The organism is Pandoraea vervacti (assembly GCF_000934605.2).
In the GTDB taxonomy this organism is placed as follows: domain Bacteria; phylum Pseudomonadota; class Gammaproteobacteria; order Burkholderiales; family Burkholderiaceae; genus Pandoraea; species Pandoraea vervacti.
On the sequence record NZ_CP010897.2, the window covers coordinates 4,418,370 to 4,441,312 of the forward strand.

21 protein-coding genes and 1 pseudogene are annotated in these 22,943 nt (G+C 63.8%); 11 read left to right on the forward strand and 11 right to left on the reverse strand.

What is annotated here, in order from left to right:
* Positions 1 to 13: 13 nt before the first annotated feature.
* Positions 14 to 934: a polyphosphate kinase 2 gene (gene ppk2, locus UC34_RS19125; RefSeq protein WP_072617578.1), complete on the forward strand. Its 921-nt coding sequence runs from the start codon at positions 14 to 16 to the stop codon at positions 932 to 934.
* On the opposite strand, the gene UC34_RS19130 is transcribed toward ppk2, so the two are convergent.
* From UC34_RS19130 to UC34_RS19140, 3 genes are read right to left on the reverse strand one after another with little or no spacing between them, the layout of a single operon-like run.
* Positions 928 to 2,292: an ATP-binding protein gene (locus UC34_RS19130; RefSeq protein ID WP_084070822.1), complete on the reverse strand. Its 1,365-nt coding sequence runs from the start codon at positions 2,290 to 2,292 to the stop codon at positions 928 to 930. The two genes, ppk2 and UC34_RS19130, sit on opposite strands and share 7 nt — an antisense overlap.
* Positions 2,289 to 3,149: a response regulator gene (locus UC34_RS19135; RefSeq protein ID WP_084070824.1), complete on the reverse strand. Its 861-nt coding sequence runs from the start codon at positions 3,147 to 3,149 to the stop codon at positions 2,289 to 2,291. The genes UC34_RS19130 and UC34_RS19135 overlap by 4 nt, the downstream gene beginning before the upstream one ends.
* A gap of 17 nt (positions 3,150 to 3,166) precedes the next feature.
* Complete coding sequence (locus tag UC34_RS19140) at positions 3,167 to 3,388, reverse strand: hypothetical protein (RefSeq protein ID WP_044456807.1); 222 nt, start codon at positions 3,386 to 3,388, stop codon at positions 3,167 to 3,169.
* A gap of 678 nt (positions 3,389 to 4,066) precedes the next feature.
* Here UC34_RS19140 and macA point away from each other — a divergent pair.
* The 3 genes and pseudogenes from macA to UC34_RS19155 form a co-directional block, all read left to right on the forward strand.
* Positions 4,067 to 5,191: a macrolide transporter subunit MacA gene (gene macA, locus UC34_RS19145; RefSeq protein WP_044456808.1), complete on the forward strand. Its 1,125-nt coding sequence runs from the start codon at positions 4,067 to 4,069 to the stop codon at positions 5,189 to 5,191.
* A complete protein-coding gene (locus UC34_RS19150) occupies positions 5,188 to 7,257 on the forward strand; it encodes a MacB family efflux pump subunit (RefSeq protein WP_044456809.1) in 2,070 nt (689 codons plus the stop codon). The genes macA and UC34_RS19150 overlap by 4 nt, the downstream gene beginning before the upstream one ends.
* Positions 7,258 to 7,477: 220 nt before the next feature.
* Positions 7,478 to 8,824, forward strand: a pseudogene (locus tag UC34_RS19155) (efflux transporter outer membrane subunit); the annotation flags it as partial.
* Between the two features lie 95 nt (positions 8,825 to 8,919).
* Here the strand turns inward: UC34_RS19155 and UC34_RS19160 are convergent.
* A complete protein-coding gene (locus UC34_RS19160) occupies positions 8,920 to 10,116 on the reverse strand; it encodes a Rossmann-fold NAD(P)-binding domain-containing protein (RefSeq protein ID WP_237165155.1) in 1,197 nt (398 codons plus the stop codon).
* A 15-nt stretch (positions 10,117 to 10,131) separates the two neighbouring features.
* On the opposite strand from UC34_RS19160, the gene UC34_RS19165 reads away from it, so the two are divergent.
* The 4 genes from UC34_RS19165 to UC34_RS19180 all read left to right on the forward strand — a co-directional run bounded on the left by UC34_RS19165 (position 10,132) and on the right by UC34_RS19180 (position 13,854).
* Positions 10,132 to 11,166, forward strand: coding sequence for a CDP-6-deoxy-delta-3,4-glucoseen reductase (locus UC34_RS19165; protein WP_044458419.1), 1,035 nt, complete (start codon positions 10,132 to 10,134; stop codon positions 11,164 to 11,166).
* A 310-nt stretch (positions 11,167 to 11,476) separates the two neighbouring features.
* Entirely contained in the window at positions 11,477 to 12,736 is a 1,260-nt protein-coding gene (locus UC34_RS19170) for an acetylornithine transaminase (RefSeq protein ID WP_072617510.1), read from the forward strand.
* A 96-nt stretch (positions 12,737 to 12,832) separates the two neighbouring features.
* Positions 12,833 to 13,348, forward strand: coding sequence for a GNAT family N-acetyltransferase (locus tag UC34_RS19175; RefSeq protein WP_044456811.1), 516 nt, complete (start codon positions 12,833 to 12,835; stop codon positions 13,346 to 13,348).
* Positions 13,345 to 13,854, forward strand: a complete 510-nt coding sequence (locus tag UC34_RS19180) for a GNAT family acetyltransferase (RefSeq protein WP_044456812.1) — start codon at positions 13,345 to 13,347, stop codon at positions 13,852 to 13,854. The genes UC34_RS19175 and UC34_RS19180 overlap by 4 nt, the downstream gene beginning before the upstream one ends.
* 88 nt (positions 13,855 to 13,942) lie before the next feature.
* Here UC34_RS19180 and UC34_RS19185 read toward each other — a convergent pair whose 3' ends face one another.
* From UC34_RS19185 to UC34_RS19215, 7 genes are all read right to left on the reverse strand, one after another.
* Complete coding sequence (locus UC34_RS19185; protein WP_044456813.1) at positions 13,943 to 14,656, reverse strand: ABC transporter ATP-binding protein; 714 nt, start codon at positions 14,654 to 14,656, stop codon at positions 13,943 to 13,945.
* On the reverse strand, positions 14,656 to 15,429 hold the full coding sequence (locus UC34_RS19190) for an ABC transporter ATP-binding protein (protein WP_044456814.1): 774 nt from the start codon (positions 15,427 to 15,429) through the stop codon (positions 14,656 to 14,658). Before UC34_RS19190 ends, UC34_RS19185 begins: the two co-directional genes overlap by 1 nt.
* 21 nt (positions 15,430 to 15,450) lie before the next feature.
* A complete protein-coding gene (locus UC34_RS19195; protein WP_237165156.1) occupies positions 15,451 to 16,584 on the reverse strand; it encodes an ABC transporter permease subunit in 1,134 nt (377 codons plus the stop codon).
* Between the two features lie 18 nt (positions 16,585 to 16,602).
* On the reverse strand, positions 16,603 to 17,553 hold the full coding sequence (locus UC34_RS19200; protein ID WP_044456815.1) for a branched-chain amino acid ABC transporter permease: 951 nt from the start codon (positions 17,551 to 17,553) through the stop codon (positions 16,603 to 16,605).
* Between the two features lie 210 nt (positions 17,554 to 17,763).
* Entirely contained in the window at positions 17,764 to 18,972 is a 1,209-nt protein-coding gene (locus UC34_RS19205; RefSeq protein ID WP_044456816.1) for a branched-chain amino acid ABC transporter substrate-binding protein, read from the reverse strand.
* Between the two features lie 764 nt (positions 18,973 to 19,736).
* The gene (ispH, locus tag UC34_RS19210; protein ID WP_044456817.1) at positions 19,737 to 20,711 is read right to left on the reverse strand and encodes a 4-hydroxy-3-methylbut-2-enyl diphosphate reductase; all 975 of its coding nucleotides are present in this window, start codon (positions 20,709 to 20,711) and stop codon (positions 19,737 to 19,739) included.
* Positions 20,712 to 20,719: 8 nt separating this feature from the next.
* A complete protein-coding gene (locus tag UC34_RS19215; RefSeq protein WP_044456818.1) occupies positions 20,720 to 21,175 on the reverse strand; it encodes an FKBP-type peptidyl-prolyl cis-trans isomerase in 456 nt (151 codons plus the stop codon).
* A gap of 167 nt (positions 21,176 to 21,342) precedes the next feature.
* On the opposite strand from UC34_RS19215, the gene radC reads away from it, so the two are divergent.
* From radC to rpmG, 3 genes are all read left to right on the forward strand, one after another.
* Positions 21,343 to 22,017, forward strand: a complete 675-nt coding sequence (radC, locus tag UC34_RS19220; protein WP_044458422.1) for a RadC family protein — start codon at positions 21,343 to 21,345, stop codon at positions 22,015 to 22,017.
* Between the two features lie 276 nt (positions 22,018 to 22,293).
* Positions 22,294 to 22,527, forward strand: a complete 234-nt coding sequence (rpmB, locus tag UC34_RS19225) for a 50S ribosomal protein L28 (RefSeq protein WP_039400832.1) — start codon at positions 22,294 to 22,296, stop codon at positions 22,525 to 22,527.
* Between the two features lie 16 nt (positions 22,528 to 22,543).
* Entirely contained in the window at positions 22,544 to 22,711 is a 168-nt protein-coding gene (gene rpmG, locus UC34_RS19230; RefSeq protein ID WP_010807102.1) for a 50S ribosomal protein L33, read from the forward strand.
* The last annotated feature ends 232 nt before the right edge of the window (positions 22,712 to 22,943 follow it).

The following is a 22,943-nucleotide window of genomic DNA, read 5'->3' on the forward strand; positions in this document are numbered from 1 at the left end:
AGAGATCGTCGCCATGACCAAATTCGATTCCGACGCCGACCACGACGCGATGCTCACGCGTCGCCTCCAGGATGACCTGATCGACAGCTACGACGAAGAGATCGAGATGGAGATCGACGATCTTCGCCTGCCGGGGCTCAACGATCTGAGCGCACAGGCGCGCGACGACCGTCTGCACTATTTCCGGGAGTTGTTCCGCCTGCAGGGCGAACTCGTCAAGTTGCAGGACTGGGTCATTCGCAGTCGTCACCGTCTGGTGGTGATCTTCGAAGGCCGCGACGCCGCCGGCAAGGGCGGCGCGATCAAGCGCATCACGCAACGTCTGAATCCTCGCGTGTGCCGCGTCGCGGCGCTGCCCGCCCCGAACGATCGCGAGCGCACGCAATGGTATTTCCAGCGCTATGTCCAGCATCTGCCCGCCGCCGGCGAGATCGTGCTGTTCGACCGCAGTTGGTACAACCGTGCCGGTGTCGAGCACGTGATGGGCTTTTGCACGCAGGACGAATACGAGGAGTTCTTCCGCTCCGTGCCGGAATTCGAGAAGATGCTCGTGCGCAGCGGCATCCAGATCGTGAAGTACTGGTTCTCGATTTCGGACGAAGAACAGGAAGCGCGCTTTCTTGCCCGGATCCAGGATCCGCTCAAGCAGTGGAAGCTGAGCCCGATGGATCTTGAGAGCCGTACCCGCTGGGAGAAGTACACCGTTGCCAAGGAAGTCATGCTCGAACGCACGCACATTCCGGAAGCGCCGTGGTGGGTGGTGCAGGCCGACGACAAAAAGCGCGCGCGACTGAACTGCATTCATCACCTGCTCCAGCAAGTGCCGTATCACGACGTGGAGCGCTCACAGGTCGTGCTGCCCGAGCGCGCGCGCAGCGAGGACTACATGCGTCACCCCGTGCCGCCGGAGATCATCGTGCCGGAGATTTACTGAGCCGCCCCGGCGAACTCGTTCGCCGGGGATATCGGCAACGTCAGCGTGACACGCAACCCGCCGCCTGACGATTTGTCCAGCCGCACCGCCCCGCCCTGGCCCTCGACCAGCCGCACCACCAGCGACAGGCCCAGCCCGCAATGACCCTCGCCGCCGCGCGACGCGTCGAGCCGCACGAAAGGCCGCATCGCCAGCGCCACCTGATCGTCCGGAATGCCTTTGCCGCAGTCGCTCACTTCGATGCAACCCGTGTCGCCGTCGCGCCACGTCGCCAGTCGCACGGTCGGCTCGCCATGTTCGAGGGCGTTGTCCACGAGGTTGGACATGACCCGGTCGAGCAACGTGCGCGGCAGCATGAAGGCAGGCCCCGCACGCAGATGACTGACGAAGAGTGACGCGTCATCTTGCACGTCTTGCACGTCGGTGCGTGCCGTAGCGCGCGCGGGCGCCCCAACCACCGCGGTCTCTTCCTCGACTTCGTCCGCCGGGAATTGCTCCCGGAGGAATTCGTCGACGTTGACCAGCGGACTGGTATCGGCTTCATCGCGGGCGTAAGCGAGGAACTGCTGGACGATGTGATCGATGGACGCAATATCGCGCACGAAGCCATCGCGCGAGTCGTCGCTGTCGATCAGGTCGGCACGCAGGCGCAGCCGCGTGAGCGGCGACTTGAGGTCGTGAGCGATGCCCGCGAGCATGATCGCCTGATTGTCCTGCGCCTCGGCCAGACGCTTGGCCATGTCGTTGAAGGCTTGCGTGAGGTCTCGCAGTTCATGCGGTCCCTGCTCGGGCAGCAGGGCCGGGCGGCGTCCTCGCGCGATGACGCGTGCGGCGTGCGCCAGCCTTGCGATGGGTCGCTGCATCTGCCACGCAACGAGCAGCGCAAGCAGCACGGCGCCGATGAGAATGCCCAGCGTCTCGCGCACGAACGGCGGCACGGGCGGCAAGTCCAGCCCGATAACGATCCACTCGTCGCGCCGTGGCAGCAGCACCCAGATGTTGCCGCGCTTGCGTTCGTTGACGATATGCAGTTGCGTGCCTTCAGGCAGACGCGAGAGCAGTTCCTGGCGCAGACGCGTCGCCCGCTCGTCGTCGGCTTCTCCGGCGAACGTCGGGGTCTTCGAGATGGGTACTCGCCGCAGGCCGTGAGGCGGCGCGAGACTGCCGGGGTCGACGGCGCGTTGATCCACGCTCTGGATGGCAACGAGCAGCCCCCGCGCGAAGCCGTCGACTTGCTGACGGGGTCGCTGATAGAACACCAGCGCGCTCCACACGAGGTGCATCACCAGCAAGACGGCAATACCCAGCCATGCCAGGCGCGCGAACAGCGTGTCGCGCAGCAGCCAACGGACATTCACGCAGCCGTCTCCCGCCAGCCGCGCGCAGGGCGTTTGCCTGCCGAGACGGTCGTCGCGAGCGACAGGTCATCGTCGTGCGCTCCCGCTTCGCTGCCCTCGCCGCCCCCCAGACTGCCGGTGCGCTCGCGCGCGTCGGACGTCGCGCCCTCGGCGACTTCGCCGCCCGGCACGAACACGTACCCCTTGCCACGGATCGTCTGGATGTAGCGCGGCTCGGACGGATCGGTCTCGATGAGGCGACGCAGGCGCCACACCGGGACGTCCAGACTGCGGTCGCGAAACGTAATGCCGTCGCCATAAAGCATGGCGTGAAGCTTCACACGCGGCAGCACCTGCATGGGATGCTGAGTGAACGCCTTGAGCATGGCGAATTCGGTATCGCGAAGCGGCAGACGCTCGCCGTCGCGCTGGAGGGTGCGCAACGAATAGTCGAGCTCGAACGGACCGAAGCGATAGGGTGCGCGTGCGTCCGGTGCACTCGCGGCAACAGGCCCGCGACGACGCAGCACGGCGTGGATGCGGGCGAGCAATTCTCGCGGATCGAACGGCTTCGCAAGGTAGTCGTCGGCCCCCAGTTCCAGACCCAGCGCACGATCGAGCGGGCCGCCGCGCGCGGACAACATGATGACGGGGATATCGTCACCCGCGCCGCGCAGATCCTGCAACGCGCGCAGGCCATCGCGCTCGGGCATCATGATGTCGAGCAAAATGACGGACGGACGTTCGAGTTCGAGCCGACGCATCAGCGAGGCGCCGTTGTGCAGCACCGAGACCTGCATGCCATTGGCGTGCAGCAATTCGCGCAACAGGTCGCGAACGACAGGATCGTCGTCGACCAGAAGAACATGCAGACTCATGAAGATTTCTCGGTAATTTACGTTTCGCGCGGTGCGCTCGCGCCTTGCGACAGTTTCACGGCATCGTCCTGCGTCACAGAGGGTGCCTGTGGTGTGCTCGAGAGCGAGCGCAGCGCGTTGGAATATCGATCCGCTGCGGTTTGCGCCCGGTGCGTGCCGACCGTGGAAGCCGCCCCCTGGCCCGGCAAGCGCCAGGCCCGATGTGCCGCCGCCTGCGGCGAACCAATAGTGATGGCCATGCTTTGTGCTCCTCTGTGACGAGATACGTCGCAGTTTGCGCGCCCGTCCAGTGCACCGTTGAGCGAAGCATCCAACAGAATGGCGTCCAATCCTTATTTCAGAAAGGATTGGTAAGGCTCGCCGGGATACGCGACCGACATCGCGGCAGCCGTAAGCGCTCGAGAATCGAGATTTCCTCGATGTTGAGAGATATTGGGCGAAATTATAGCCAATTTCTCGCAACCGACCGGATGCGAGCGTCTCACCTCCGACACTTCGCTCGCCTCGGTGAACGCCCGCGCGCCCTGCAATCTTCACACTGTGCAGCGCCGGCATTAGCTCCCCGCCCACGCTGCCTGGCGCGCGCTTGCCCCGCTTGCCCTTACGCCGCAAGGCCTTGCGAGATACCGGACGCCCGAACGCCACGCTCGCCCCGCACCTGTCGGTCTCTCCACATTTGTGCGCGCCCTTGCCGGCCCCGCACCCGCTGACGCAAAGCCGCGCTCGCTCGTCATCTCTGTTCACAAAGTCCCAACAACTGAAAACAGTTTGTCTCGGACCCTTTGTTTAGCATCGCTTCAAATCCCGTATGTCGCCGCCTTTGGCACGCTTTCCGATCCATGACGCTTTTCTCCTCCCTGCTTCGACCTCTGCTTCGCCCCCTGCTTCGACCGCTGTTTTGCACCCGTCGTCGAAAAATGGGCGCGCTTGCCGTTGTCCTCGCCGTCGTCTTGCTCACCGGACTCACCGCGTGGCAATGGGCCCATCCCAAGCCGCCCGCCTATCTCTTCGCCAAGGTCTCGCGCAACGATCTGGAAGACGCCGTGCTCGCGACCGGCGTGCTGCAACCCATCAAGCAAGTCGAAGTCGGCTCTCAGGCAAACGGGCAACTTCGCTCCCTGAAGGTGGTGCTTGGGGACACCGTGTCGAAAGGCCAATTGCTCGCCGAGATCGATCCGACGTCCAGCGAAAACGACCTGCGTGAAGCCAGCGCCGGGCTCACCACGCTCGCCGCCGACCGTCGCGCCAAGTCCGTTCGGCAGGCGCAGGCCGAGCGCGAACTCGCACGCCAACGCCAGTTGGCCCGCGATGACGCGACCTCGCCCCGCGACCTCGAAAAGGCCCGCACCGAAGCCGAAGCCCTCACCGCCGAACTCGCCTCGCTCGACTCGCAGATCAGCCAGCAAAAGGTGAAGGTCGACAAGGCACGAACGAATCTGTCCTACACGCGTATCACTTCCCCGATCAACGGCACGGTCACCGCGATCACCACACAGGAAGGGCAGACGGTGACGGCGATCTATCAAATCCCGACCATCCTGAAAGTCGCCGACCTCTCTATGATGACGATCCGCGCGCAGGTCTCGGAAGCCGACGTGGTTCGCATTCGTGCCGGTCAGCCGGTGTATTTCACGATTCTGGGTGCCCCCGAGAAGCGCTACGACGCGAAGCTGCGCGTGATTCAGCCGTCGCCGGAAAAGATCAACAACGCGATCTTTTTCAACGCACTTTTCGATGTGCCCAATCCAGATGGTGTCTTGCGCCCGGACATGACGGCGCAGGTGTCCATCGTGAGCGCCCGGATTTCGAACGCCCTCACCTTTCCGTCGGTCGCCCTCGGCGAGAAGCGCGCCGACGGCCGCTATCGCGTTCGCGTGCTCGACGCGCGCGGTCATGCGCACGCGCGCTGGGTCAAGGTCGGGCTCGATAACCGCCTCACGGCGCAAGCGCTCGACGGGCTGTCCGAAGGCGATCGTGTCGTGACCGCCGACCCGACCGATGCGCCGCCGCACGGCGCCAACGACACAGGAACGCTGCTGTGACGTCCGCATCCGCGCCGCTCCTGCGCCTGTGCGGCATCTCCCGAACGTTCGGCGAAGGTGTCGGTGCAGTGACCGTGCTTCGCAACGTCGATCTGGAAATCCGGCGCGGCGAGATGGTCGCGATCATGGGACCGTCCGGCTCCGGCAAGTCGACCCTGATGAACGTGCTCGGCTGTCTCGACCGTGCCACCGAGGGACGCTACGAGATCGACGGGCGGGACGTCGCCTCGCTGTCCGACGATGCACTGGCAAAACTGCGTCGCGAGTACTTCGGCTTCATCTTCCAGCGCTATCACCTGATGGGGCATCTCACCGCACAGGCAAACGTGGAAGTCCCGGCGGTCTACGCCGGTGTCACCCGGTCGAATCGCGCGTCGCGCTCGGCCGCATTGCTCGAACGCCTGGGGCTCGGCAAGCATCGCCTGCATCGGCCTTCGCAGATGTCCGGCGGGCAGCAACAGCGCGTGAGCATCGCCCGCGCGCTGATGAACGGCGGGGACATCATCCTCGCCGACGAGCCGACCGGCGCGCTCGACAGCCGCAGTGGGCGGGAGGTGATGCACATCCTGCGCGAGCTGCATACGCGCGGACACACGATCATTCTCGTGACGCACGATCCGGGCGTTGCCGCATGGGCGCAACGGGTCATCGAAATCGCCGACGGGCGCGTGAAGGGCGATCGCATCAACGAAACGCCACGTGCCGTCGAAGCGCCTGCCGATGACGGACGGCGTGACGGGGACAATGGAGGCGATGGAGGGGACGATGGGATCGAGGGCGATTCGCCGTCTTCGTCCGACTCGTCATCGAGAGCGAGTGAACCGTCACCGTCCTCACAACGCCCGTGGCTCACGCGCTGGATCACGGGCTGGCCGACGTTCTCCGAGAGTCTCGCGATGGCATGGCACGCGCTGGCTTCGCATCGACTTCGCACGGGTCTGACGATGCTGGGCATCATCATCGGCATCACGTCGGTGGTGTCGCTCTCGGCCATCGGCGAAGGCACGAAGCGACGCGTGCTCGACGACATCGGCAACATCGCACCCAACACGATCACGGTACTGCGCGGCAAGGATTTCAACGACGACAAAGCGACGGAAATCCGCACGCTCTTGCCGCGCGACGCCGCGCTGCTCGCCGCCCAACCCTACACGGACAGCGTAACGCCGCAAATCGGCCCGCGCACGGCGCGCATGCGCTTCGGACGCATCGACACCGACGCGCAGGTGCACGGCGAAGGCGCCGATTTCATGCGCGCCAACGGTCTGAAACTGGCGCGCGGTCGAAGCTTCGATGCGAGCGAGGTCGCGCGTCAGGCGCAGGTCGCGCTGCTCGGCGAGAACACGCTCCGAAAACTGATGCCCAACGGCGGCGACCCGATCGGCAAGATCGTGCTCGCCGGTTCACTGCCGCTGCGGGTGATCGGCGTGGTGCGCGACCGTTCGTCGATGTTCGTGAGCCGGACACTCAATGTGTACGTGCCATGGACCACCGTCGCAAGCCGACTCGCCGGCCAGCAGCATCTGGAATCGATCACCGTGCGCATTCTGGACGGACATCCCCCCGCAGCCGCCGAAGCAGGGATCGTTCGTGTGCTCACGCGCGCCCATGGTCAGAAGGATTTCTTCACGTTCAACATGGACACGATCGTGAAGTCCATCTCACGCACCAGCCAGATGCTCACGTTGCTGCTTTCGTTCGTCGCCCTGATCTCGCTCGTGGTCGGTGGCATCGGCGTGATGAACATCATGCTGGTGTCGGTCACGGAACGCACTCGCGAAATCGGGATTCGACGCGCCATCGGCGCACGGCGTCAGGACATCCTCCGGCAGTTCCTCATCGAAGCGGTGCTCGTTTGTCTGATGGGCGGCGCGATCGGTGTCGCCCTGTCGTACGCCATTGGCTGGCTGGTGTCGACGCTCATACCGCAAGTGGCCGTGGTGTTCTCAGTCAACACGTTCGCCGCTGCCGTGGCCTGCGCCTGCGCGATCGGCATGCTCAGCGGCTGGCTGCCCGCGCGCAGCGCCGCACGGCTCGATCCGGTGGATGCATTGGCGCGTGAATGATTGCCCCCGCCGTCCCGCAGCGCCCCCCTCAGGCTCGGGATGGCATTTACACCCCGCGCGCGATTCGGTGTCGCGCGCGGGGGTCTTTTTGACAGATTCGATGACCCGTTTGCTACCGTTCTCACGATACGGCCAGGACCCGCGCCGCCCTCGACTTGCGCCCGTTGCGTCGATTCCTCTCGTACCGCGGATTCCCCATTTGGCGAAATTCGCCGGCGCCATGCTGCGCGGATATGCGCCGTCACTGAGCGCGGTGGCCGCCGCCCTAGCGCTCTCGGGATGTGCGCTGACCCGCACGGACTATGCGCGTGCGCCGTTGCCCGTTCCGGCGCAGTTCCGTACGCCCATCGATGGCGCACAGCAGGCGCCGGTCGCCGCCGAACAGGAGGCGACGCTTCAACCCTGGTGGCGCGCCTTTCGCGAACCGCAGCTCGACACGCTCATCTCGCAGGCCCTCGCAGGCAATCCTGCGCTCGCACTCAAGGCACTGCAGGCCGATCGCGACGCGCTTCAGGCCGGTCTGACGCTCGCCAATCGCTGGCCGCAGTTCGCAGGCAACGTCACCGGGGCGAAGTCGCGCGCGCTCGACGGCGGAAAAGCCGCGCTCGCCTACGATGGGCAAACACGTACGACATCCGGGGCGAGCCTGGGCATCAGCTACGAAGTCGACCTGTGGAACAAGCTGGGAGCGCAGCGCGACGCCGCCAGCTGGCAGGCCGCCGCCAGTGCATGGGACCGGCGCGCTGCCGCACTGACGCTGTCGAGTCAGGTGGCGTCGCTCTACTGGCGGGTGGCGTTTCTGAACGAGAACGTTCGCAGCGCGACGGAAGATCTCGCTGCGGCGGACCGCGTCGTGGCGCTGGTGGAAGCGCGTCGGCGCGCAGGATCCGTCTCGGCGCTCGATCCGGTGCAGGCACAGCAGGACCGGGACACGCTGGCCGGGACGCTCGCGCAGTGGGAGCGGCTTCGCGATATCGCGCGGCACGCGCTGGCGAACGCGTTGGGGCGTCCCGCCCAGACGCGCTTCGTGGAAAGCGAGTCGCTCGCCTCTGTGCCATTACCCGAAGTGGCGCCCGGGCTGCCGGCATCGCTGCTCGCGCAGCGTCCCGATCTGGCGGCCGCCGAGACGCGCGTGCGCGCCCGTCTGGCCGATGTCGATGCGGCGCGTCTGTCGTTCTACCCGTCGCTCACGCTGACCGGTACTGCCGCGACCAGCAGCGATTCGCTCACGCGCCTGCTCGCCAATCCGGTCGGCACACTGGCCGCCACGATCGCCATGCCGTTTCTCCAGATCCAGACGGCGCGCTTTACCACGGCCCTGGCACGCAACGATTACGAACAGTCCGTCGTCACCTTTCGCAGCACGCTGCTCACCGCGCTGATGGAGGTCGAGGACGCGCTGTCCACGCGCGAGCGTACGACCGCGCAATACGCGTCGCTCACCAGCGCCGCCTCGCTCGCGCAACACGCCGCCACGCTCTCAGGTGCGCGATATCGCGCGGGCGACATCGATTTGCAAAGCTGGCTCGACACGCAACGGCTCGCACGTCAGGCACGTCGCAACGCCGCGCAATCCCGGCTCGATCAGATCGACGCGACGCTCTCGCTCGTCAAGGCGCTGGGCGGCACATTGGGAAACCACGGTGCTGGCAACCCGACGGCTCACGCCGTGCCGTTCGATGACACGCTCGGCACGGGCGTTGCAGCGGGCGCAGCGCTCGCTCCCGCTGGGTCGGCCATGTCTGACCGATCGCCCGGTGTACGCGAATTCAATGAGGTCAATGAGGTCAGCGAGGCGAGCAACGCAGCCACATCAGGATACTTCAGCCGATAGCGGAGTTCGTGCTTGAGCCGGGTGTTGGCCAGACGTCGCGACTCGGACATGAAGGAAAGCAGTGTCGGCTCCAGCACACGCGCCGCCTCCTCGCGCGAAATGCGCGGGGGTCGCGGCAACCCGAAGGCGTCCGCGACATGGTCGAAGTACTCCCCCATGCGCCAGTCGGTGTCGTCGCTCGCATGCACGATGCGCTGCGCCTTGCCGCGCCACATCGCACGAATCAGGATCGCTGCGAGGTCGTCGGCATGGATATGGTTGGTATAGACGTCGTCCGACGCCTGCAACGCGGGCGTGCCCTTGCGCAAACGCGCCAACGGCAGGCGCTGCGCGGCATAAATGCCCGGAATCCGCACGATGGAGGCCCGCCATGGCGCGCGGGCATGTTCAGGACTGCGCCACGAGGCGCGCGTGCCAGAGGCCCCCAGCGCACCCGGCGTACGCGCACGCGACGCGCCGGCGTGCAGTAATCGGCGCGCGCTGCGCGCGTGGAACGACGCACGTCCGAGCGAGCGCACCGTGCGTTCGGCATCGACGCGGCGCTGGCCGCGCGGCGAACGGGGCAACGGCGTGCGGGTCTCCTCCACATACGCGCCGCCACAGTCGCCGTAGACCCCGCTGGTGCTCGCATAAACGAGAATCCGGCGGGGCGCGACGGGTAGCCGTGACAGGGCGGCCCGCCCCCCCTCGGGTACAATACCGGGCTTGGATGGCCGGGTGAGCGCCGCGCGCAAACGGCGGGTTCTCCAGTCCTCGCTACCACTGCCATCGACCGCCGCAGGCGGCGCCAGATGCAGCACCCGCGGGGCCAGACGGCCAATACGATGCAGGCGCTTCGCGTCGTCGAGGTTGGCAACGACGGGCACCGCGCCTGCGGCACGCAAGGCAGCATGACGCGCGTCGCTGGCGGTCACGGCGAAAACGCGAAAGCGTTCGACGAGGGCCGGCAGGGCACGCATGCCGACGTCGCCGCAGCCCACGATCAACAGGCGCGGACGACCGAAGGATTTGGACGGTTTTTTCATTTTTCGGATTGTAGTATGGCTTACAACGTTACCCTCGTGCCGAGCGGGCGCGAGTTCCAGGTCGAAGACGGCGAGGCCGTGCTCTCCGCCGCGCTGCGTCAGGGCATCGGTCTGCCCTACGGGTGCAAGAACGGCGGTTGCGGGTCATGCAAGGCCAAACTGGTCGAAGGCACCGTCGAACACGGGGCGCACTCCAGCTCGGCCCTCTCAAAGGACGAGGAAACCCGCGGCTTCGCGCTGCTTTGCTGCGCGCACACCAAGGGCGATCTCGTCATCGAGTCGCGCGAGGTCAAGGGCATCGGCGACATTCCCGTCAAGCGTCTGCCGTGCCGCGTGAACGCACTGGAGCGCCGCGCCGACGACGTCATCGTGATGCGCCTGCAACTGCCCGCCAACGAACGCTTCCAGTACCTCGCCGGGCAATACATCGAGTTCATCCTCAAGGACGGTCGCCGCCGCAGCTATTCCATGGCCACCGCGCCGCACGAGGAAGGTTTCCTGGAACTGCATCTGCGTCACATGCCCGGCGGCGTGTTCACGGACCACGTGTTCAACCACATGAAGGCGCGTGAAATCCTGCGCTTCGAAGGGCCGCTCGGCACGTTCTTCCTGCGTGAAGATTCCGACAAGCCGATCGTGCTGCTGGCCTCGGGCACCGGTTTCGCCCCGATCAAGGCCATCGTCGAGCACGCGGTGCATAAGGGTCTGAACCGACCGATGACGCTCTACTGGGGCGCGCGTGCGCTCAAGGACATCTACCTGCGCGATCTGGCCGAACAATGGGCACGCGAAATTCCCGGCTTCAAGTTCGTGCCGGTGCTCTCGGAGGCGGCGCCCGAAGATCAGTGGCAAGGTCGCACGGGCTTCGTGCACCGCGCCGTGGCCGAGGATCTGCCGGACCTGTCGGGCTACGAGGTCTACGCGTGTGGTGCGCCGGTCATGGTCGAGTCGGCTCGCCGCGATTTCGTCGCCCATCACCGGTTGCCGGAAGACGCGTTCTTCGCAGACGCCTTCACGACGGAAGCCGATAACCCCGGCGGCGGGGCGTAACACCGCCATGACACCGTGACGCGAGCGCTATCCGGGGGAACGTTCAGGCGCTGCGCAAAAGATGCATGCAAACCACAGTCCCTGCATTCCCTTTGACAAGGGCCGCGTCACCGTCTTATGCTTGCCGACATGAACCTGATTGCCATCGCCTCGATCCGACGTCGCCGTACGCTGCCCCAACCGGGATGCCGCGCGGCACGCTATCGACTGCGATAACAACGCAAGTTCTCAAGCACAGCGAAGCCACGGGCAACCCCCGTGGCTTTTTTTATTTCCTCGTCTCTTCTCACACCGCCCTTCGGAGACCGTCATGTCGCTTGCCCCATCGTCCGCCGTACAGCCGTCCAACGCGCCCAAGGTCGCTCGCAACGCCAAGTTTGCCGAGTACCCCACGCAAGCCTTGCTGCCCATCACTACGCGCCCCGAACTCGTGTTCACGCACGGCAAGGGCGGCTGGCTGTACGACCACGAAGGCAAGCGATATCTCGACTTCATTCAGGGCTGGGCCGTCAACAGCCTCGGTCACTGTCATCCGGTGATGCGCGACGCCCTCGCCACGCAAGGGTCCTTGCTGCTCAACCCAAGCCCGGCGTACTACAACGTGCCGATGATCGAGCTGGCCGACCTGCTCGCGAAACTCTCGGGTCTGGGCAAGGTCTTCTTTGCCAACAGCGGCGCCGAGGCCAACGAAAGCGCCATCAAGCTCGCGCGCAAGTGGGGGCAATTGCACCCGAATCCGGCCGGGGGCGCACGTTACGAGATCATCACCTTCAACAACGCCTTCCATGGTCGTACGCTCGCCACGATGTCCGCGAGCGGCAAGCCGGGCTGGGACACGATCTTCGCGCCGCAAGTGCCGGGTTTCCCGAAGGCCGAAATGAACGATATCGCGTCGGTCGAAGCGCTCATCGGCCCGGACACCGTTGCCGTGATGCTCGAACCGATTCAGGGCGAAGCCGGCGTGGTGCCCGCTACGGACGCGTTCATGAAAGCGCTTCGTGAGCTGACCAAGAAGCATGGACTCCTGATGATCGTGGATGAAGTGCAAACGGGCTGTGGACGCACGGGCACGATGTTCTCGCATCAGCAAAACGGCATCGTTCCCGACATCATGACGCTCGGCAAAGGCATTGGCGGAGGTGTGCCGCTCGCCGCCATGCTCTGCGGCGACGAGTTCGCCGTCTTCCAGCCGGGCGATCAGGGCGGCACCTACAACGGCAATCCGTTGATGTGTGCGGTCGGCCTTGCCGTAATGCGCACGGTCAGCTCGCCGGGCTTCCTTGAATTCGTACGGGCGCAGGCCGACTATCTGAGTGCCGGTTTGCAACATCTGTCGTCGCGCTACGGCGGCCAGGGCGAGCGCGGCGCGGGCCTGCTGCGTGCATTGCTGCTCGGTCGCGACATCGGACCGCAGTTGGTCGAAGCGGCCCGCGACATGACGCCGGACGGATTGCTGCTCAATTCGGCGCGCCCGAACCTGTTGCGCTTCATGCCCGCCCTGAACGTGAGCCGGGAAGAAATCGATCAGATGCTCGCGATGCTCGACACGCTGCTCGCCAGATACGCCTAGTCCGCAAGGTCCCCAGACAAACACGTAGCGTACGACGATGCTCGCCCGGATTTCACAGGGGCGAGCACGTCGGACATAGCAAAGGAGAACCCATCGATGAACGACCTGAATCCGGGGCAACCGGTCGCCCCCGCCGATGCCATCGTCGAAATTTCATCCGATCCGGCGCGGCTCGATATCGGTTTCATCCATCACGCGCTCTCGACGCAAACGCACTGGGCGCAGGACATTCCGCGCAACACGCTCATGCGCGCCATCAGCCATTCGCTGTGCTTCGGCGCCTATGCGATGCAGGTCGAGGGCGGCGCGGCGCATCAGGTCGGCTTCGCACGCGTGATCACCGACCGCGCCACGTTTGCCTATCTGGCGGACGTCTTCGTCGACCCGTCGATGCGCGGACTCGGCATCGGCAAGCGCCTGTGCGAGAACGTGCTCGCACACCCTTCGCTGCAAGGGCTGCGCCGTTTCCTGCTCGCGACCACCGATGCCGCCGGTCTTTACGCCCGCTACGGGTTCGAGCCGCTGGGCCCCGTCAACAAGATGATGCAAATCCATCGGCCCGACATCTACACGAGCCCCACGAGCCGCACGAACCCACAGGAAGCACCATGATTCGCCTGCCCGCCGACATTCATATTCGCACCTTCGACGAATCGGATACCGAAGCCGTGATCGCGCTCTGGCGCGAAACGTTTCCGGAGTACAACCGCGCAGACAAGCCGCATCGCGAACCGCGTCGCTCGATTGCCAACAAAGTCGCCATGCACGACGGACTGTTCTTTGTCGCGGTGCGCGAACGCAAGATCGTGGGCACGGTGATGGCCGGATACGACGGGCATCGCGGCTGGGTCTACTCGCTCGCGGTCACGTCGGCATTGCGCCGTCGCGGCGTGGCCAGTGCGCTGCTGCGCCATGCGGAGGCCGCACTGTCCGAACGCGGTTGCCTCAAGCTCAATCTGCAGGTGCTCAGGCAGTCGCGCGAAGCGCTCGCGTTCTACAACGCCCACGGCTATGCCGCCGACGACGTCGTGAGCCTCGGCAAGCGGTTGCCGTTCGCAGCGGTGGCGTTGCGGGGGGATGACGCCGGAGCGCGTCGGCGCTTCGACACTCCCTCCTGAATGCACAAAGGGCGCCGGAATTGACTTCCGGCGCCCTTTGCTTACGACTGGCTTGCTCGTCTATCGACGCACTGGCGTGCGTTCGAACTCACTCTCCGAGATACGCTGCGCGCACCTTCGGATCGTCGAGCATGTCCTTCGCGTCGCCGGTCATGGTGACGAGGCCACTGTCCATCACGTAGCCACGATGCGCGGCTTGCAGCGCCAGACGCGCGTTCTGCTCCACGAGCAGCACCGTCACGCCTTCGGCCGACACCGTACGCACCACCTCGAAGATCTTCTCGACCATGATCGGCGAGAGGCCCATCGACGGCTCGTCGAGCAGCAACAGCTTGGGCTGGCTCATCAGCGCCCGTGCCATGGCGAGCATCTGCTGCTCACCGCCCGAGAGCGTGCCGGCGAGCTGGTCCTTGCGCTCCTTCAAGCGCGGGAAAATGCCGAACATCTTGTCGACGTCCTGCTTGATCCCCGCGTTGTCGCTGCGCAGATACGCCCCCATCTGCATGTTCTCGAGGATGGTCATGCGCGTGAAGATGCCGCGACCTTCCGGCACCATCGCCAGTCCTTGTTTGAGCAGATCGAACGCCTTCACTCCGCGAATCGACTTGCCCAGATACTCGATGTCGCCATCGGCCCACGGCAACAGCCCCGTGATCGCCTTCATCGTGGTCGTCTTGCCCGCCCCGTTCGCGCCGATGAGCGTGACCAGCTCGCCCGGCTGAATGTTCAGGTCGATGCCCTTGACCGCCTTGATCCCGCCGTAAGCGACTTTCAGGCCCTTGATCGTCAACATTGCGCTCATCAATGGCCTCCCGAACCCAGATACGCTTCAATCACCGCCGGATTTTTCTGCACATCCTGCGGCAAACCTTCGGCAATCACCTTGCCGTAATCGAGCACCGTCATGCGGTTGCACAACCCCATCACCAACTTCACGTCGTGCTCGATGAGCAGGATCGTCTTGCCGTCGCTGCGGATCTTGTCGAGCAGACCGCGCAGCTCGACCTTCTCCGTGGCGTTCATGCCGGCGGCCGGTTCGTCCAGCGCCAGCAGCTTCGGGTCGGTCGCGAGCGCTCGCGCGATCTCCAGACGGCGCTGGTGGCCGTACGAGAGGTTCGCGGCCGTGTAGTTGGCGTACTTCGCCACGCCCACGTATTCGAGCAGTTCCATCGCACGATCGCGAATGGCACGCTCCTCGGCCTTTGCGCCCGGGTAGCGGACGATCGCGCCGATCACGCCCATCTTCGTGCGCACGTGACGGCCCACCATCACGTTCTCGACGACGGTCATGCCGCCGAACAGACGAATGTTCTGGAACGTGCGTGCGATGCCGGCTTTCGCCACTTCATGCACGGCGGTCGGCTTGTAGGCCGCGCCGTCGAGCTTGAACTCGCCCGAGTCCGGGGTGTAGAGACCGGTGATCACGTTGAAGAACGTGGTCTTGCCGGCGCCGTTCGGGCCGATCAGCCCGTAAATCTGCCCCGGCTTGATCTCCAGGCCCACATCGGTGAGGGCCTGCAGACCGCCGAAGCGCTTGTTCACGCCCTTGACGGACAGAAGAATTTGTTCGCTCATATTCAGGTCATCTCCCTCGGCTTACAGAGTCCGCTCTTCCGGACGCGGCGACGGCCACAGGCCGGCCGGACGGTACAGCATGATCAGAATCATGGCCAGACCGTACAGCAACTGCCGGATCACTTCGGGATCGACGATGACGCTACCGAACAACTTCATCTGCAACGGGCCCATGGTCGAGCGCAGGATCTCGGGGAACGCCGAGAGCAGCACACCGCCCAGAATCACACCCGGAATATGGCCCATGCCGCCGAGCACCACCATCGAGAGCACGACGATCGACTCCCAGAAGGTGAACGACTCGGGCGAGACGAAGCCCTGGAACGCCGAGAACATGCCGCCTGCCACACCGCCGAACGACGCGCCCATGGCGAACGCGAGCAGCTTGATGTTGCGCGTGTTGATGCCCATCGCCTTGGCGGCGATTTCGTCTTCACGGATGGCGACCCAGGCGCGTCCGATACGCGAGTGCTGTAAGCGTACGCAGATGAACGCAATGAGCAAGGCGAGGAACACGAACAGGTAGTAGTACATGTACACCGAGCTGACCTTGAACCCGAAGAACTCGTGCGCCTTCGAGAAATCGAAGCCGAACAACGAGGCGGGCTGAATGCCGGTGATCCCCTTCGGGCCGTTCGTGATGTTGACCGGCCGGTCCAGGTTGTTCATGAAGATGCGGATGATCTCGCCGAAGCCCAGCGTCACGATGGCCAGATAGTCGCCGCGCAGACGCAACGTCGGCGCCCCCAGCAAGATACCGAAGACGGCCGCCACAGCGGCGCCGATCGGAATCGTGAACCACACGGGCACATGCAGCCCGGCGGGGAACAGATGGGCGATCCACTCGAATTGCGACGTGAGGTGAGGCGAGCTAAGGAACGCGGTGACGTAAGCGCCCACGGCATAGAACGCGATGTACCCCAGATCGAGCAGGCCGGCGAAGCCCACCACGATGTTCAGGCCCAGCGCGAGCATGATGTAGAGCAGCGCGAAGTCGAGCACGCGCACCCAGTAGTTGCCGCCGGCGTAGCCCACGAGCACCGGCGCGATGATCGCTGCGATCAGGAAGAATGCGAGGCCGCGATAGGCCTTGCGGGTCGCGGCCGCCGCGGAAATTTGCGTGGCGCCGTTGGCGGTTGGCACGGGTTGATTCATGATATCGATCCTCCCGTCTTAAGCACGATCTGCCACGCGCTCGCCGAGCAGACCGCTCGGACGGAACACCAGCACCACGATCAGTACGACGAACGCGAACACGTCCTGGTAGTTACTGCCGAACACGCCACCGGTCAGATCGCCGATGTAACCCGCGCCCAGCGCTTCGATCAGGCCCAGCAGCACGCCGCCGACCATGGCCCCTTGCAGGTTGCCGATCCCGCCGAGCACGGCGGCGGTGAACGCCTTCATGCCGGGGATGAAGCCCATGTAGAAGTGCGCGTTACCGTAGTTCGACGCCATCATGACGCCGGCCAGTGCGGCCAGGCCGCCGCCGAGAGCGAACGTCGCGGAGATCACGAAGTTCGGGTTCACGCCCATGAGACCGGCGACGTTGCGGTTTTCCGCCGTGGCGCGCATCGCGCGCCCCAGCTTGGTGCGGTTCACGAGCTGCGTGAGGCCGAACATCACGAGGAACGCCACGACCACGATCACGATGCCCGTGCCGTTGGTGACCGCGCCCGGATGATCGCCGCGCGGCGGGATGATGTTCATCGCGTCGGTGGGCAGCAGTTGCGGGAACGAGAGGGGGTTGCGCGACCAGATCAGCATGGCGATCGTCTGCAAGAGCAGCGACACGCCGATGGCGGTGATCAGCGGCGCGAGTCGCGGCGCGTTGCGCAGAGGCCGGTAAGCCACGCGCTCGATCACGAAGTTGGCGATGGCACACACGGGCATACACACGAGCGTGGCAATGGCCAGCATGAGCGCCGGGTTCATGTCCGGCGCGATCTTCAAGAGCAGGTTGATGGTGGACAGCGCGACCATCGCGCCAATCATCATCACGTCGGCGTGGGCAAAGTTGATGATGCCCAGAATGCCGTAGACCATCGTATAGCCCAGTGCAATGATCGCGTAGACGCTGCCAAGCACGAGGCCGTTCAAGATTTGTTGGATAAAAATATCCATGAAGCAAACTCCTTGTCCCGGAAACGGGCTCTCGACACGCTAGCCAGATAGGCGCGCGAGGGGGTCGAGAGAACTGCGGGTTATGAGGCGTAATCCTGTGTCAGGAGGAGGGCCGTGCCCGTCATGCAGGCACGGCGTCTTTCCGCAGATATCGATACGGCACCGAACGGGTAGGCTGCGGTGCCGTTTCATGGCGCGAGCGCCCGGGAGTTACATCTTCACCACGTCGAGCACGCTCTTCTTCTTGTCCTTGTAGTTGTAGAGCGTAATCACCGGCTCCTTCATGTCGCCCTTGCTGTCGAAGGCGATGTGACCAATCACACCCTTGTAGTCCGTCGCCGGCATGGCGGCCAGGATCTTGGCCGGGTCGGCCGAGTTGGCGCGCTTCATGGCGTCGACGATCACGTTGACGGCGTCATACGTGAACGGGGCGTAGATCTGGATCGGCTGGTTGTAACGGGCTTCGTAACGCTTCGAGAAATCGCCGCCGCCTTCCATCTTCGACAGCGCCATACCCGCTTCCGAGCAGACGATGTTGTCGATGGCGTCGCCAGCGAGTTCGGCCACCTTGTCGGTACACACGCCGTCGCCGGCCAGCACCTTGGCGCCGATGCCCAGTTCCTTCGACTGCTTGGCGAACGGGCCGCCGGTGGCATCCATACCGCCGTACATGATGATGTCCGGCTTCTCACCCTTGATCTTGGTCAGAATGGCGCGGAAGTCCGTGGCCTTGTCGTTGGTCGCGTCGTGCGAGAGCACCTTCAGGCCGTTGGCCTTGGCGGTCTTCTCGAACTCGTCGGCCAGGCCCTTGCCGTAGGCGGTGGCGTCATCGACGATGGCGACCGATTTGGCATTGAGCGACTTGGTCGCATAGTTGGCGAGTGCCGGACCCTGCTGGGCGTCCGTTGCCACCACACGATAAGTCGTCTTGAAGCCCTGCTGCGTGTAAGCCGGGTTGGTTGCCGACGGCGAGATCTGCACGATGCCCGCATCGCTATAAATCTTCGATGCCGGAATGGTCGTACCCGAGTTCAAGTGGCCCACCACGGCGACGACCTTCTCGTCGACAAGCTTCTGGGCAACCTGCGTTGCGGTCTTCGGGTCGGCAGCATCGTCTTCTGCGACCAGTTCCAGTTTGACCGGCTTGCCGTCGATGGTCAGACCGGCCTTGTTGGCTTCTTCGATGGCGAGGCGTGCACCATTTTCGTTATCTTTGCCCAAGTGAGCAATTTGGCCCGTCAACGGTGCAACGTGACCAATCTTAATGACAACCGCATCGCCGCCCCCGCTGGCGGCAGTCGTCGCGGCAGGTGCAGAAGCCGCACCCGAAGCGGCCTGCTTTTCTTCTTTCTGGCCGCATGCTGCCAACAGCGTCACTGCGGCAACTACGGGCAGTACCTTCGCGAACTTGAGTTGCATGTGATTATCTCCTGATTGTCGGCGATTAAATAACGCCAATAACGCCAAATCGATGTTTCGTATGCGAAACGCGCGCATTGTAACTCCATTCTTTGCGGCTGCGACGCCCGCAGCCACAGGGTTTTCCATAATGGAGGACTAAGGTTTTATACCGACTTGTGCAACCCTATTTTTTCAAAAGCGCAACCCCGAAATTGTGAATGGTTTTACGCACCCGCACGCTGCTCAACGGGCGGCTTCGTGGTGCAACCGGTGCACCATTTGAGGGCCCGGATGCTGTATCAAACTAATAAGCAATTAGCATGCCCATTGAATTTGGAGGGTTCTTTCTAATTAAACAGGTATATAAATAATTAGATTCCGGAAAACCAGACGTCGTTTACTTTTGCCAATTCCATATCTGTTGAATTTGGAATACCGTAATTCGGTTTTGGCTGACAAGACGTTTAAACTACGAAAGTCGGCTGCGCGGAAGTTTTGCAAAACTGATGCCGCGAATGCGCAAACACCGCACCCCGTTTCACGAGACCACGGCAGCAGGGTCCTGCGGCAGTCGGGCTGCGAAGCTCGCCGGGTGGGAGCGCCCAGGCTGTGATGATGCGTCGTCGACTTCGATGCAACGGGGCGGCGCGCCGCGCGCGCGGCGGGGGACAAAACAGCGGACGAAAAAAAACCGGGCGCGTCCGTGACGGCACCCGGTTTGTCGGCCATGCGGGGTTCCCGCCGGCCGTGGTACGACTATTGAATGACGAGCGCGGCGGCGCTCAGCCTGCCGCGACCTGCGCGAGACCCTTCGGCAGCGGGAACGCGATGTTCTCTTCCACGCCATCGAGCACCTTGACCTGATTGACGCCCAGCTCACGCAAGCGCGACACGATCGACTGCGCCAGCACTTCGGGCGCCGACGCTCCGGCGGTCACGCCGATGCGGCGCTTGCCGTCGAACCACTCCGGTTTGAGCTGATCGGGGGAGTCCACCATATAGGCGGGCACGCCCATCTTTTCGGCGACTTCGCGCAGACGGTTCGAGTTGGAGCTGTTGGGGCTACCGACCACCACCACCACGTCGCACTGCGGCGCCATGAATTTCACGGCGTCCTGGCGATTCTGCGTGGCGTAGCAGATGTCCTGCTTCTTCGGCTCGGTGATTTCCGGGAAACGCTTCTTGAGCGCGTTGATGACTTCGGCGGCGTCATCGACAGACAGCGTCGTTTGCGTCACGTAGGCGAGCTTGCTTTCATCGGCTACTTGCAACGCGAGCACGTCTTCGATCGTCTCCACGAGGAACATGCCCTCGCCCGACTGGCCCATCGTGCCTTCGACTTCCGGGTGACCCTTGTGGCCGATCATGATGATCTCGAGCCCCTGTCCACGCATCTTGGCGACCTCGACGTGAACCTTCGTCACGAGCGGACAGGTGGCGTCGAAAATGCGCAGACCGCGCGATTCGGCCTCGGCACGCACGGCTTGCGACACGCCGTGGGCGCTGAAGATCAGCGTGTTGCCCGACGGAACGTCCGACAACTCCTCGATGAAAATCGCGCCCTTCTTGCGCAGATTTTCGACGACATACACGTTGTGCACGATTTCGTGACGCACGTAAATCGGTGCACCGTACATTGCCAGGGCGCGCTCGACGATCTCGATCGCGCGGTCGACACCCGCGCAAAAGCCGCGCGGCTGTGCCAACAGGATTTCTGCATCCGACAGCATCGGTGCTACGTCTTGGGTGGCGCTCATTTCGATTCCTACAGAATGCCGATAATCTGGACTTCGAACACGATCGGCTGGCCCGCCAACGGATGGTTGAAGTCGAACAATGCCCAGCCGTCGCCCAGTTCGCGCAGGATGCCCGCATAACGGCCACCGCTCGGCGCGTTGAACTCAACCAGATCGCCAACGCTATATTCTTCGCCAAAGTTGCTGTTCTCCTGCAACGTCTTCATCGAGACGCGTTGCAGCAGCTCCGGATTGCGCGGGCCGAACGCCTGCTCCGGCGCCAGCTCGATCCGGCGACGCTCCCCCACGGCCATGCCCAGCATCGCCTGCTCCAGCGTCGGCGCCATCTGGCCGCCGCCCAGTTGCAGCGTCGCGGGTGTGCCTTCGAAAGTGTTGACAATGTCCGCGCCGTCGGGCGCGCCGATCCGGTAGTGGAGCGTCAGATAGGAATTGTCTTGAACCACGGGGGTTGCAACAGAACTCATGGGGGTCTCACAGCAAGGTCAAGCTATTATTGTAAGCGACGACGCGTTGCGCGTCCGGCTCCCCATCATCGCAGCCCCGAATTTTTCCGTCGACGGCTGTTCCCCTGTATGAGTTATTGGCGACACCCGCGATCATGCGCGCGACCGTGTCCGCCGCCGGAGTCGTCATGTCCATCGCTCACTGGCCGCCCGCCGAGCGCCCCCGCGAAAAGATGCTCGCCCATGGGCCGGGCGCCCTGTCGGATGCCGAGTTACTCGCCATTTTGTTACGCACCGGCTCGCACGGGCGCAACGCCGTCGATCTAGGCCGCGAGTTACTCACTCGCAGCGGCTCGCTGACCCGCCTGCTGGCTACGCCGTTCGAGACGTTGCGTCAGCTCCCCGGGCTGGGGCAGGTCAAGGCCCTCCAGTTTCAGGCGTCGCTGGAAGTCGCGCGCCGCATGCTGCGCGAAGGGCTGCAGTCGGGCTGCATGCTCGACTCCCCCGCCCGGGTTCGCGACTATTTGCGCCTCACGTTGCAGGACATGTCGCGCGAGCGTTTCGTCTGCCTGTTTCTGGACGCCGCGCACCGCCTCATCGGCACTCGCATCATGTTCGAGGGAACGCTGACACAGACCTGCGCTTACCCGCGCGAAATCGTCCGTGCCGCGCTCGACGTGCATGCGGCCGCAGTGATCGTCGCGCACAATCACCCGTCCGGCATCCCGGCACCCAGCGCGGCGGACCTGGCGCTCACGCGCCAGTTGGGCGACGGGCTGGCCCTGATGGAAGTCCGGCTGCTCGATCATTTCATCGTTGCCGGCGATACCGTGTACTCCCTGGCGGAGGGTGGCCACATGTAACTTTGGGACGTAGCAAGGGCTTGCGGGCAACGTCGACGACGCGAAATGTGACGCCGAACAACACCTTGCCCACAAATTTGGCAAGCGGTTCGCATTCGAGCGCCGTTTACGCTATGATCCGTCCCTTCCCCGAATCTCCGACAGACGTGTTCCGCCAGGGACTTACGTCCTACATCGACGAAAGCGATTGATTTGTCTGGGATTTTTGTGGTATTATCGCGGTCTGTCTTTTCGACTCACCTTTTTTTACACAGAATTCTGGGTTAGGAGTGCTTCATGGCACGCGTATGTCAAGTGACCGGGAAAGCGCCGATGGTCGGCAACAACGTTTCCCACGCCAATAACAAAACCAAGCGCCGTTTCCTCCCGAACTTGCAAAATCGCCGGTTCTGGGTTGAGAGCGAAAACCGTTTTGTGCGCCTGCGCCTTTCGAACGCTGGCCTGCGCCTGATCGATAAGGTCGGTATCGATGCCGTTCTCGCGGACCTGCGTTCGCGTAACGCCATCTAAGTTTTAGGAGCTCATCATGGCAAAAGGCGCTCGCGACAAGATCAAGCTGGAATCGACCGCAGGCACGGGTCATTTCTACACGACCACCAAGAACAAGCGTACCCATCCGGAAAAGATGGAAATCAGCAAGTTCGATCCGGTGGCTCGTAAGCACGTGCCGTACAAAGAAACCAAGATCAAATAAGATCAACAGGTTTCATCGCGGTAGCTTGCTACTGCGTTCGATACCCCGCCTCTGGCGGGGTATTTTCGTTTGGGCGTCCCGAAAATCGTCGCGCTACGCTATGCGTAGTCATGTGACGCACAATTTCCCCGATGTGCGCATAGGGTCATGTGTCAGGCGCGTATTGACTCGCTATACTGGCTCATCTCCCATAACGCGGGTCACGCCTTGTCATCGCGTCGATCCCAGACAC